Genomic DNA, 12,343 nt, shown 5'->3' on the forward strand with positions numbered 1-12,343 from the left:
TGGTTTGCTTAGGCTGGTGCTGCTTCACTTGACCGAATTGAACGTACGCGGTCCGAAAGCCAGTCCAGATCCGGATCGGCGATGCCGAGTTCGGTCAGGTGGTCTGCGGTGTTCCAGAGGTAGTCACAGTTCGGGCCACGCTCACCAGCGGCGGTCGCGATGATCTGCGCTTGCTCTTCGGCGTTGAACTGACCGTATTGCTCATGCTCGCGGTTGACCACATAAGTGAGCGCCTCAACCTCGCGTCCATCCTGCAGTTTAAGCGTGGTGATGATTTCTCTGTACGCTGGATTGAACAGCTCTCGTTTGCGTAAGTCTTCCAGCACCTTCTCTTGCCCATCACGGGGAATGCCCAAAGCAACGCCGCTGCAATACGCATCAGGTGCTGCATCCAGTGCCAAAACCAGACCGTGTTTGTCGAAGGTGCCACGGTAGCGCAGGGAGCACAGGCAGAACCGGCGTTTCCAACCGTCAAGACGAGCGGGCACTTGCTCAACGGGTTCAAAACCGGGGTGCCAGATGAGCGAGCCGTAGCCAAAGACCCAGAGAATATTTTCCATTTCTTTTCCCTTTTCAGGAGAACATTGAAAAGCACAAAGGGCACCGTGAAAGGCGCCCTTCGTGATCAAATCTCAGCTGATCAATCCATAATCAATTGATAGGATGCCACGAGACTGGTGTAAGGCGGCAGGAACACTGATTTCGGTTCCCCGTTCAGCAACACCGTGTCTTTTGCATCGAAATGCAGATGGATTGGTAGCGGCCCAAGCCAGTTGTTGGAGATCTTGCCAATGCGGTTGCCGCGGACAATCTTGTCCATTGGCTTCACCTGCAGAGTGGCCATGTCTAAATGCACATAACGATACAACGTGCCGGTGGCGCTCTGGATGGTCACACCAAAACGACCTACATGGGCAACAATGCCGTCTTCTGCTGCAACGGCCCAGTGCTTGCTGGCTTCACATGATGCCGGGCGAATGTCTTGCCCCTGATGGCCGCCTGACGCGCAAACTGGCAGATCGGCCCTGCGGAACTCGCAAAAGTTATCGCGCCATGGGTAGGAATAGTTCACCGGATCACACTCGGACCCGCCGTCAGCTTTGAATCCACCCGGTGCATAGGCGTGAGAGTTAGCATAGGCTGGGCCGGATTCCACCGGAAAACGCATGTTTGGGAAAAAGATGGCATGGCTTGCAACACCTTTACCGGTGTCTGCAATCAGGTCTCCCGGCTGCATAAAACGGGAGCTGTCATCTGCGTGAGCGGAGAAGCCAAAGGTCAGGGCCAGACAGAGATAGATAAATCGCATCATTGGTTTGCTCCATTCACAACAAGGAGGGTCTGAACGACGCTTTGAAGAAAATCAGGCTTACGGCAGCGCGTGTCTTTGATCGGGTTGTCGCAGGTCAGGCGGATTGTGTAATGCGCCCCGTAGCGGTTCAGATTGTAGTCTGCCCCGTTGCCGATGGACTCATGCGCCGTCGCTTTATGATGCTCGGTGAGATCTTCCGTTCCGGTCAGCACACTGTGAGACCCCAGAATACTGATCTGTGCGCCTTCCAGAGTGTAAAACGCAGCATAGGATGAGTTCTGGCTTCCGAACTGTGGTGTCTCCATCTTCGCATCACTGCCGAAAATCAGGACGGGCAGCTCAATGTAACTGAGCTTGCCAGTTGTAGCGGCGACGAACTTTTCCACGGCGGCTGGATCCCGCGCGAGTGACCGCTTTGCAGCGATTTTGGCTGCTTGCCAATCGATCTTGGTTGGCACACGCTCAACACCATTCTTTGCCAGAGTGGGAGCGGCGGTTGTTGCTGCCAGAAGAGTGGCCGCTAATGCGACTTTGGCGAATTCCATAAAAGTCTCCTGTAAATGCAAAAGAGTGCAAAGCCCCGGCAATATCGGGGCCTGCATCAAATCATGCGGTTTCAAGCAAGCGTTCTTCGCGCACGGGCGCTGCTTCTTTTGCCGCTTTCGCCTCCAGCCGTTTCATCTGGCTGATGATGTTGCGGCGGTGCATTTCCTCAGTGCCACCCACAGCGCAAAACGCCAGTGCATCGCGCAGGAAGGTCGAAACCTCGCCCTGATGATAGCCTTTGGTGCCGTAGAGCTTGAGCAGGTCAATCGCGCCACTGGTGATCGCTTCAGCGCCAACCAACTTGGCAATGGAACAGGTCATGCCGGCTTCCGGTGCACCGGACAGAAGCTGTTGGAGCGCGCCATAGGCCGTCCACTTGGCGGATTCTGCGGAGATGCGCATGTCGGTGAGCTTCTTCTGCACGTACTGGAACTCAAGCACCGGCACTTCGAAGGTCTGACGCTCCTGCGCGTAGCGCATCGCTTCCTTCAGCATCGGCTCAATCATCCATGCCGAAACCAGACCGTAATACAGCCTGCCGAGGGAGACGAAGGTGATCAGGTTGCGCAGGCCCTTGCCGGGAACGCCAAGCAGATCACCGTAATGCAGCGGGATATTGGTGAACTTCATCGGCCCGGTTGGCAAATCCAGATTGCCGAGTTTCTGGTCGTAGTCGCCAACTTCAAGGCCCTTGGTGCCTGCATCCAGTAAAATGAGCGAGATACCGTCACGCGCATGACCATCCAGCTTGCACACGACAAGCGTGAAATCCGCCACGGGCGCATGGGCAATGTTGTACTTGGCACCATTGAGCATGAACGTCTCATTTGGTCCCGGTGTCAGTACAGAAGAGGTGGAGCGTACATCGGTGCCTGTATCAGGGTCTGCAATTGCAGTCGCGCTCAGCTTTCCTTTGAGGATACGGCCAAGATAATCCTTCTTCTGCGCTTCCGTGCCGAACAGGTTGAGTGCATGAACCATGCCTGCCTGTGCTATGACAGAAAGCAGAATACCCGGCGTACGCACGGAGCATGCAAGACCTTCCAGAGCAGCGGTAAAGTCCCACCAGTCTGTGCCTGCGCCGCCATATTCTGCCGGGACGATGATCTTCCAGAGACCGGCTTCTAAAAGCCGGTCCCATGTGTCCTGATCAAATGCCTGCTTGCCAGCATGAAGCTCTGAGTGGTCAATCTGGCTGCCAATTTGAGCATACTTTGCTCGCAGAGCCTGTTGACGTTCATTCCATTGTAGATCCATCAGAGATCTCCAGATTTCAAAAGTGACGGATCTTAAGCTGGCTCGTGCATTGCGACAGGTTCTTGCAGAGCTGCAACCGCAGTCTTGAACTCATCCGGCACCGGATAGGTCGCCTGCTTTTCGTAATCAAACATCACGTGAGTGGAAGCTGCATTGGCAACCACACGGCCATCTGCATCGCCAAGACGCATTTCATGCTGCATCTCAAAGCTCTTGCCGCCAAACTTTGTCACACGGCTCAACACAACCAGATGGTCGCCGTAAAGAGCCTGAGAAACGTAGTCACAAGAGGTCTTCACCATGATGTGCGGCAGCTTTTCAGACTTAGGCAGCTTGAGCAGATCATGCATGTATTCCAGATAAGCGGACTGCATGTAATCGTAGTAGATCGGGCTGCTCACATGACCCATTGAATCTGTATCGCGGTAGCGGATATCGATTGGTGTTTCATAAGCTTTCTGTGTCATGAAATTCCCTCCTGTTGGGGTTTTGAAAATCATTGGTGAATGAAGGCTGGGTCTGTGTTGCGGCCTGCAACGGACCATGAATGGTGAAGCCCATAGGCACGGGACCGTGCTTTGTCAGGACTGTCAGAGAAAACTCGTTGGCGGCGCACAGCGTGGTGATGCAGCCATCAGCCTCGCCTTTGGCGCACACAGCCGCGGCTTGCGCGTTGCTGGTGACGTACTTGCGCTCAATAGAGGCCGGGATCAGTTTTTCCGGTGCCGGATGCGTTGCGCAAAGGGCTGGTGTTTTGCCGGTAGAAGAGGCCAGCACCATGTTGTCGGTGTTCATGATGAACACGTCCATCAGTTTCAGCTGGCCGATGTGCTCGTAAATAATTGAATGAAGATGCGGGTAGGCGACGACACTCAGCAAAACGGACTTGCGGCATTGAGCAACGGCTTCCGCTGCAATTTCCATGGTCGGGTGAAGAAAGACCTCGGCGTTTTTGCAGTGACGCTGTACCCATGTCAGAGCTGCTCTTTCGCAGTTCGTACCAGTCGGCCCCAGAGTGTGAACTTGCCGGACCCAATCAAAGGACAGTGGGGCTGTTCCTTTGGCCAAATAGTCCGAGGCTTCAATATGTGCATCCATAAATTCTCTGATCCTTCACTTGGGAAGAAAGACTGAAAAATGCCGATGCAGGATTTGCGCGAGGCGCTCCCCTGACAAACTGCGTTGGCTTGTCGTTGTTCTTATGCATGGGCAGAGCGGTAGTACGCGCAGACTCCGATAAATCTCCGTTTGCTCTGCCGGTCTTGAGGTGAAATTTGTTCCTCGCGTCCAGTAATATTTTTTCGTGTGACCCTATGGAGCCGGAAAGGTTTGCTTTGAACAAGCTGAAAAAACTGATGGCTTCCCTCAGGATAGATGAGGAATGCCTCAGCGGAAGTTATTGCTTCTAAATTATTGATAATACAGGCGGTTGCATAAAAAGAAGGCACCGCAAAAAATTGCGATGCCTTCTTAAGGGCTTAGTAATTTGGAGTTGCGCGAAATATAGACAGCGCTAGGCGGCAACAGCTTCGCTGAGAGCTTTGCGACCCATGTAATCATGAAGATCCAACATGCGTTCAAACCACAAATTGACAGGGTCGCTTGGAGCAAGAATTGGATCTGGGCAGCACACTTTGCACCACTGCAAGGTGCCGAACAGAACATAATCTGCATGCATCGCTCTCTCTCCACCGAACCAATCCTGATTGGTGAGCAGGTCGCGCACAGGGTTCAACTTCTCCGGCAAAGTGCTCAGTTCAGCGTCTCGCCCTGCATAGACCTCTTCGAGAGGTTTTCCGAACCGTTTTTCGCGTGCAGGCCGGAAGTAGGCGCGGTCGGCATCATTCATGATGTTGTACATATCCATCACAGCAATCACTGCCAATGTCGGGTGCAGGACGGTTTTGCAGTAGCTTTCCACAAAATGGGAAAGCTGGAGACCGCCAGCGCCATCAAACAGGCTGGGTGCGTCCTGATAGGTGTCTTCCAGATACTCGGCGATCTCAAAACTATCGCCTAAAAGCTTGCCTTGGTCGTTGAGCACAGGAACGCTGGTGAAAGATCCGTCTTCAATATTGGAAATGTCGCCAAAGAAAACCGGCTTCAGGTCAAAATCAAGGCCCTTGTGCTTCAGGGACATCATAATTTTCCAGACATGCGGGGAGTAATGTTGCCCGGAGGCTCCGCTGAGGCTGTAAAGAAGTCTTTGCATGTGGCTTCTCCCGATGAGAATTAAACAATGGGTTTGCGCTAAAAAATTCCTCAGTATTCCGGATTGTTTTTGTCTTTAACGCCAACTGGGCAGAGCAGCCATCCGCCCAACTGGAAAGCAGGGTGCAGCGACTTCAGCCCATTGCTGAGCTGAAGTCTTGCAAATCTGGTTCTTTTGAAAGTGTCAGGAGGCGATAAGGGCCGCCTCTAGTGTTCGGTCGTCCTGAAACGAAAGGCTCGTGCAATTGTCTGTCGCCAGAATGGAACGAACCGCCGCAATCACCGGGTCTTCTTTCCGGCAGGACAGGTGCGCAAACAACACGCGGGCTGATTTTTGCACCTGCGAGAGCAAGACGATGTCGCCCTGGTTCTCTTGAGGGTTTGTTGAGTTGGCATGAACGAGCCCGATACCAACACCGCTGGCAATCAAAGCACGTGTAACCCCCTCATCATCCACATTGATCACCCGCTTGGGCCTGATGCCATGCGTGTCCAGAAGGTCCCTTGCCACACGCCCGCAACAGGAATTGCCGCTTGGGTAGATCCACGGCACGTTTTCAAGCGCCTTCCAGTTCACCTCAGCCGCAACGGGCACAAGGTCCGCAGGGGCTGCGAGGTAAACGCAGAAATTGGAGATCTCCAACGTGGACAGTCCGGCGTCATCCTCGCCCGTTTCCGTATAAAATCCGGCGTCGAGGCTGCCATTGCGAATGCCTTCCAGCACCTTCACAGAGGGGCGGTGTTGCAGCTCAACTTCAACCTCAGGGAACTCCTGAGACATAGCTGCAAGCAGATTGCTTACAACGCCTGTGCTTGAGTTGCGACCAGCGCCGAGGGTCAGGCTACCAGCAAGACTGCCGCGCAGGCGTGATGCTTCCTCCAGAAATTTCTGGTGCCGGTCCAGCAACTGATGTGCTTCCGTGAGGAGGCGTTGTCCGTCGGGGGTGACCGCCATTCCACGGGGTGTCCGTTGGAAGAGCGTTAATCCCAATGTCTCTTCCATGTTTTTGATATGCGCACTGACAGCTGGCTGGCTGCGAAAGAGCAATTCTGAAGCTTTGGTTATGCTGCCTTCGCGCGCGACCGTCACGAAGGTTTTGAGTTGATGAATGTCCATCCTTTTCCTTCCAATAAGAAAAGAGTTTCTTGAACGTATTCGGCTCTGAAAAGGACAATAACTATGCTCAGCCGTTGGCTTTGGGCTAGTGTGCTGGCACCCGCTTAACGGGTATGCCCCGCTATCACCCTACGATAACTCTGCAGTCAGACCAAGCCTACTTTTGAATGCCTGTTCTTCTGCGAAATGCGTTTCCGGCCTTATTGCCGGGCCGGATGCTGAGTTCCTGAATTCCTTGTGATAGCGATGTTTGATTCCGCCGCGATAAGTAAATTATTTTGAGGTTTCGATGAATAATTTGATTGCTCGTCATCATATAAGTAGTTTGTTTCCGTAGTTTGGTTTAGTGATTTTAATTTTGTTGTATTTATTGCTGTGAGAATTTGTATTTATGAATATAGGAATTATATTTATTTAATATGACAATACATAACCAATGAATATTGTATAGTGCTAAAGTGAATTATTGATAATCACTTAGAGATGGAATTTTGTTTGCTTGGCGATGTTTTGGGCAGATGGGGCAAACGGTGATTACTTCCTCGGCACATTGACGGGAACTGCGAGGGCGAGCTGACAATGTGTCGGGAGCATGAGGGTTTGTCTGAGGAGCTTATCCAGATGGTTTTTGACGCAAGAGGCTTAGCGAATTTGCATCTGAGTCATCTCGTTGCTCAGCCAGTTGATGAAGTCCCACACAGGGGCTGAGGGGATAGATGTTTCTGGCAAGACAAACTGGAAGGCGCGCTGGCATGGGAGGGTCTCAGCAAACGGCTCCACAAGCGTGCTTGCATTCAATGCATCAATGACATAGAGATCTCTGAGAATGGCAAAGCCACGGCCTGCAATAGCGCTTTGCAGGATAAGGTCCGTGTTGTTGAACGTCAGTTGCTGCACCATCTGGCCGGAAAAGTCTGGCCAACTGGCTTCCAGGTACTTCTGCCAGTGGAAGGCTTCGTCTTCATGGATGAAGTCAGCCTTGGCGAAGAGCTCAACCGGAGCTGAATGTGGCGCCAGACGCTCTCCCGCGATGGCCTCCAGATAGCTTGGCGAGCACACCACGCGCATACGTTCCTGCGGCAGGGGAATAAGCGGAGATGCGCCGAGGTCACCCTCAGGCTTGGGCAGTAGACGTAGTGCCACATCGAGCTTTTCTTCTGCAAAATCAACGAAGCGATTGGCTGCACTGATCCGGATCGCCACATGCGGGTGCAAAGCGGAGAATTGGGCCAGACGCGGGACCAGCATAATGGAGGCAAGAGATGGCGCAATGCCGATTGTAAGCTGTTTTCGTGCGGTCTGACTGGCGAGTAGGTATGAGAGGTTCTCTATACCATTGTTGATTGCAGAGACCTCCGAAAGAATATCCTGAACCAGCTCCGTCTGCTCCAGATTTCGTCCGTTCATGCGGAACAGCTTGACGTCCCAACGCTCTTCTAACTGTTTGATATGATAGGATATCGTTGGTTGTGAGACGTTCAGTTCCCGCGCGGCAGCGGAGATGGATTTGTGCCGTGCAACTGCCGCAAGTGCACGTAATTCCTGTAGGGTAGGGACGAAACGTCGGGAGATAGCCATGAATGATGTATAGAGTTTTTCTATACATGGATCAATCAGACTGATTTGTCTTGCTCTGACCCGCACTTATAAACTGCCCAAAACTTTGAGAAATATCCGTCATAATGACGAATTTGGGGGTTGGGATGTTTAAAAATACCGGAAAAGCCATCTTAGGGGCTGCATTATTTGTCTCTGCAAGCGTTGTTGGCATGAGCGCACAGGCGGGAGAGGCTCTGGATGCGATTATGAAGAGCAAGACGTTGCTCGTGGGCTCTAACTCTGATTATCGCCCCAACGCGTTTATGGGAGACGACAACCAACTGCAGGGCTTTGACATTGACGTTTCCAAAGAGATCGCTAAGCGTCTTGGTGTTGAGGTGCAGTTTGTAACGCCGGGCTGGGAAATCATGACTGCGGGCCGCTGGTCTGGCAGATGGCATATGGTTGTCGGGTCCATGACCCCAACAAAAGCCCGCGCACAAGTGCTGGATTTCCCTGCCGTGTACTACTACACCCCGGCAGCTTTTGCGGTTCACAAAAACTCCAAGGCCACATCGCTTAAAGATCTGGACGGTAAGGTGATCGGCGTTGTGGGCTCGTCCACCTACCACAAGTACCTGGAGCACAAGCTTGAGATTGATGCGGTTGGTGCACCGGCGTTCGAATACGCTGTGACGCCGGGTGAAATCAAACTTTACAGCGATATCAACGAGTTTGACGAACTATCTCTGGGCGATGGCGTGCGTCTTGATGCATTGGCGCAGTCTGTTCCTGTTATTCAGCAGGCGATGAAGAAGGGTCTGCCGATCAAACAGCTGGGTGACCCGATCTTCTATGAGCCGCTGGCGATTGCAATCGACAAAGGCGATAAGGAACTGGGTGACAAGCTGGCTTCCATTGTTGAGGACATGAAGAGTGACGGCACTTTGACCAAGCTCTCCGTGAAATGGCACGGCGCGGACCTCGTGAGCGTTAAGTAAGATCATGGTCACACTCACCAATGGCGCTTTCAGGCAGGGTCCGGCCCGCCTGAAAGCAGCAGCAACGCTTGGATCACTGGCCTTTGTGATCGCGTTTTATCTCGCGTTCAATCAAGGCGTGATCGGGTCATTCCTTCGCCCTGCGATGAGTGAAGAAACACTTGCCAGCTGGTGGGGGCGTTTTTCTGTATCCATGGTGTTTTTCCTGCTGGCGTCAGGGCTGGGGTTTCTCATCCTCAGCCTGTCCCGGCGTGCTCAGCTGATCACTGTGTGGCTTCTGCTTGCTGCAGGTGCTTTCGGGTTCTTCCTAAGCTTTGAGCTGAGTTTTGAGTTTATCGGGCGCAAACTGCCCTTTCTGATAACGACAGGGGCATTCACCACGCTCTATGTCTCTGCCATTGCGATCACACTGGCCTTCATCTTTGCCTTGCTGGGTGCTACCGCAAAGCTCTCCGGTATTGGTGTGGTTGAGGGTGTCGGGGCATTTTATACCTCGTACTTTCGCGGCGTGCCGTTGTTGGTGCAACTCTTCCTGATCTATCTCGGCCTGCCGCAGATTGGCTATGTCATTTCGCCCGTTCCAGCAGCAATCATCGCGCTGTCGCTGGTGTATGGGGCGTACATGACCGAGATTTTCCGCTCTGGCATTCAGTCGATTTCGCTAGGGCAATGGGAAGCTGCGGATGCGTTGGGCCTGCCGCGTTTGCTGACGTTTCGAAAAGTCATTCTGCCCCAGGCCATGCGGGTTATTGTGCCGCCAACGGGCAACCAGTTCATCGCGATGCTCAAGGATTCCTCGCTGGTTTCAGTCGTCGGCGTCTGGGACATCATGTTCATTGCACGAACGCAGGGACGATCTGACTTCAAGATTCTGGAGATGCTGATCACCGCCTCCATCATCTATTGGGTCATGTCGGTCATGCTGGAATTTGTGCAACAGCGAATTGAGACACATTACGCAAAATCGCTGAAGCGATAATTATTCTTCCATTGATTTTGAGCGCGTAGGTGCGCCGCGAGTTTTCGTGCCCTGAAGGGATACGCTTATGACAAGCAAGACTGGCAAAACCACGCCGCAGAGCGTGGCTGCTGATAAAAGAACCATTGTCGGAATTTTGGCGAATTCCTCAGAAGATGCGGGCCTTGGAACGCAAACCATTGATGATAAGTACCTGACAGCCGCATTGCAGGCTGTTGGGGCAATCCCTCTCATCATCCCAACGCTCCTGAAGGAAGCAGAACTGGCTCATGTGCTGTCGCTGGTTGACGGGCTTATTCTGACAGGCGATGCCTCCAACATTCAGCCTGCGTATTACAACAATGACGGCACCTTTGAGAGCCATGGCCCTTTTGATGACAAGCGCGACACCTCTGCATTTGCGCTGATCCGTGCCGCTTTTGAAAATGACCTGCCACTGCTTGGAATTTGCCGTGGCATGCAGGAAATGAATGTGGCTTTCGGCGGCACAATCCGAAATGACCTTTATGCGAACCATGAGTTTTCGCTGCACCACCCCATCGACTACACGCTGCCACCAAAACAAAGATACGGGGCAGCTCATCAACTCATCCTTGAAGAGGTTGGACTGCTGAACTCTATCCTTGGTGAAGACGACCATCAGGTAAACTCTCTGCACGAACAAGCGGTTGAGACGCTTGGAGACGGACTGGTGCTTAATGCTCTTTCTGAGGACGGCGTGATTGAAGCCTTTCACCATCCAGACAAAGCGTTCTTCCTTGGCATTCAGTGGCATGCGGAATTTGAAGCCGTGAGCAATCCTGTTTCCACCCGCATTTTTGCGGCCTTTTCTAAGGCGATGCTGAGCGCAGAAGATGTGAAGGCGTTCCTGTAATTCTTCTCAATTCAAAACGGATTGCAGCTATTTACCTAGGAAAATTCGAACCAATCTCAACTAAGTGTCCTCTGATTATTCAATGGTTCCGCTGAGTGGTTGAGACAGGGTTGTATCATTGTGAAAAGGTTCATTGATGAATGGAAAGGCTATTTTGGAGACCTCCCTCCCTATAGCCATTACCTCCGTGATGTACTGCCCGAAAGGTGGGTCAGGTTCCATGCACTACCGGATACAAGACGATACGCAGAAACGCCGGAAGAAGCTGCAATTGTCTTTAACAGAGGCAGGGTACTGGCCAATCGGATTTTAAAGGAGGGGCAGAATTGCCTCTTCATCTCGTATTTCCCGAATTTCGATAAGTATCCTCTCCCTTACAGTCACAAGCTTCTTGATCAGTTTCGTCTGAAGTACTGGTTCAAATGGAAGTATGAGGATGACCCATGGGGCGAAGAGGAAACCATAGGCTTTTACGGCAATGAGGTGCGCTGGTTTCCTGAGGTCTATCGCGAAGCCCTTAAAGATGCAGCACAGGATGAAGAGCGTTTTTTACTCATGAACCGGGAAACATCACGCATATTTGCGCCTTATGACGGCGGCTTCGATTGCTTCATGCAAAATGCAGAAGAAGTTGCCCGCCTTAAATGTGAGTTTGCAGAATGGCTTCCTCCTTGCTGATGTTGCGAAGCCAAAAGGTCTCACACTGAGTAATAAAGCGTCATCCTGAATTGACCATCTCCAACAACTGGTATGCTTGGGCAGGCGGAGTGCAGCCAAAGCGGAACTTGACGAACTGCCGTTAAGGTGTTCACAGTCCAGCTATGATTTCTGCAGTAATATTTGATCTTGATGAAACGCTTTTTGCTCGCACGTCTTCCTTGAAGGCGTTCGCAGAAGACCAGTTAAACAACCAGTACCCGAACGTGTTCCCAACCCCGTCTCATGTCGTGGCTCGTTTGTTGGAGCTCGACAATCGCGGGAAGTCGTCAAAATATAAAGTGTACCAAACGCTATTCAAAGAGTTTGGAATAGACGACCAAAATCTCGCAGCTGAGTTATACGATCACTACATGCGAAACGCATGGCGATTTGCGATGCCGTTTGAGGGGCTTAATGAGGCGTTTAGTGAAATTAGGGCCTTGGGTGCAAAAATCGGAATTGTCACTAACGGAAGAACCGACATACAGTTGAGGTCTCTTCTGGCTCTAAATTTGGACCGGCTCGCCGACGACTACATTATCTCAGAGGCGGTTGGGTTGCGAAAACCAGATGCGAAGATTTTTCAACTTGCAGCTGGAAATCTATCAGTGCGGACTGAAGATTGCGTCTTTGTTGGCGACTCTCCAACGGCTGATGTTTCCGGGGCCCAAACAGTTGGAATGAAATCCGTTTGGTTTCCGAATGGCGCTATCTGGCCGACAGATCTTCCCACACGAGCTGATGCAGAAATTCAGTCTTTGTCAGAGTTAGGTGGAGTATTGAAGGCTTTTTGAATATCGGCTTAGGT

The 12,343-nt window shown here is 52.0% G+C and carries 14 protein-coding genes; 5 read left to right on the plus strand and 9 right to left on the minus strand.

The annotated features are described in order from the left end of the window. Window positions 1-8: 8 nt before the first annotated feature. The 9 genes from PsAD46_RS11040 to PsAD46_RS11080 all read right to left on the minus strand — a co-directional run bounded on the left by PsAD46_RS11040 (window position 9) and on the right by PsAD46_RS11080 (window position 8,021). Window positions 9-560: a gamma-glutamylcyclotransferase gene (locus PsAD46_RS11040; protein WP_063306860.1), complete on the minus strand. Its 552-nt coding sequence runs from the start codon at window positions 558-560 to the stop codon at window positions 9-11. Between the two features lie 80 nt (window positions 561-640). Next, window positions 641-1,312: a M23 family metallopeptidase gene (locus tag PsAD46_RS11045; protein WP_063288024.1), complete on the minus strand. Its 672-nt coding sequence runs from the start codon at window positions 1,310-1,312 to the stop codon at window positions 641-643. Beyond that, on the minus strand, window positions 1,309-1,857 hold the full coding sequence (locus PsAD46_RS11050; RefSeq protein ID WP_063306861.1) for a hypothetical protein: 549 nt from the start codon (window positions 1,855-1,857) through the stop codon (window positions 1,309-1,311). Before PsAD46_RS11050 ends, PsAD46_RS11045 begins: the two co-directional genes overlap by 4 nt. A 61-nt stretch (window positions 1,858-1,918) precedes the next feature. Then, a complete protein-coding gene (locus tag PsAD46_RS11055) occupies window positions 1,919-3,115 on the minus strand; it encodes an acyl-CoA dehydrogenase family protein (protein WP_063306862.1) in 1,197 nt (398 codons plus the stop codon). 32 nt (window positions 3,116-3,147) lie between these two features. Further along, window positions 3,148-3,582, minus strand: coding sequence for a thioesterase family protein (locus PsAD46_RS11060; protein ID WP_063306863.1), 435 nt, complete (start codon window positions 3,580-3,582; stop codon window positions 3,148-3,150). Then, window positions 3,563-4,213 (minus strand): prephenate dehydratase, encoded by a 651-nt coding sequence (locus tag PsAD46_RS11065; protein WP_057461501.1) that lies wholly within the window; start codon window positions 4,211-4,213, stop codon window positions 3,563-3,565. The genes PsAD46_RS11060 and PsAD46_RS11065 overlap by 20 nt, the downstream gene beginning before the upstream one ends. A gap of 415 nt (window positions 4,214-4,628) precedes the next feature. Then, the gene (locus PsAD46_RS11070) at window positions 4,629-5,327 is read right to left on the minus strand and encodes a glutathione S-transferase family protein (RefSeq protein WP_063306864.1); all 699 of its coding nucleotides are present in this window, start codon (window positions 5,325-5,327) and stop codon (window positions 4,629-4,631) included. Between the two features lie 183 nt (window positions 5,328-5,510). Further along, window positions 5,511-6,443 (minus strand): LysR family transcriptional regulator, encoded by a 933-nt coding sequence (locus tag PsAD46_RS11075; RefSeq protein WP_063306865.1) that lies wholly within the window; start codon window positions 6,441-6,443, stop codon window positions 5,511-5,513. A 642-nt stretch (window positions 6,444-7,085) separates the two neighbouring features. After that, window positions 7,086-8,021, minus strand: coding sequence for a LysR substrate-binding domain-containing protein (locus tag PsAD46_RS11080; RefSeq protein WP_063306866.1), 936 nt, complete (start codon window positions 8,019-8,021; stop codon window positions 7,086-7,088). 125 nt (window positions 8,022-8,146) lie between these two features. On the opposite strand from PsAD46_RS11080, the gene PsAD46_RS11085 reads away from it, so the two are divergent. From PsAD46_RS11085 to PsAD46_RS11105, 5 genes are all read left to right on the plus strand, one after another. Beyond that, on the plus strand, window positions 8,147-8,983 hold the full coding sequence (locus tag PsAD46_RS11085) for a transporter substrate-binding domain-containing protein (protein ID WP_063306867.1): 837 nt from the start codon (window positions 8,147-8,149) through the stop codon (window positions 8,981-8,983). A gap of 4 nt (window positions 8,984-8,987) precedes the next feature. Then, complete coding sequence (locus PsAD46_RS11090) at window positions 8,988-9,962, plus strand: amino acid ABC transporter permease (RefSeq protein WP_063306868.1); 975 nt, start codon at window positions 8,988-8,990, stop codon at window positions 9,960-9,962. Between the two features lie 67 nt (window positions 9,963-10,029). Further along, window positions 10,030-10,836 (plus strand): gamma-glutamyl-gamma-aminobutyrate hydrolase family protein, encoded by an 807-nt coding sequence (locus PsAD46_RS11095; RefSeq protein ID WP_063306869.1) that lies wholly within the window; start codon window positions 10,030-10,032, stop codon window positions 10,834-10,836. Window positions 10,837-10,956: 120 nt separating this feature from the next. Next, a complete protein-coding gene (locus tag PsAD46_RS11100; RefSeq protein WP_057461494.1) occupies window positions 10,957-11,514 on the plus strand; it encodes a hypothetical protein in 558 nt (185 codons plus the stop codon). Window positions 11,515-11,657: 143 nt separating this feature from the next. Beyond that, window positions 11,658-12,329 (plus strand): HAD family hydrolase, encoded by a 672-nt coding sequence (locus tag PsAD46_RS11105; protein WP_063306870.1) that lies wholly within the window; start codon window positions 11,658-11,660, stop codon window positions 12,327-12,329. The last annotated feature ends 14 nt before the right edge of the window (window positions 12,330-12,343 follow it).

The sequence above is a fragment of the Pseudovibrio sp. Ad46 genome, from assembly GCF_001623065.1.
Classification (GTDB): Bacteria; Pseudomonadota; Alphaproteobacteria; order Rhizobiales; family Stappiaceae; genus Pseudovibrio.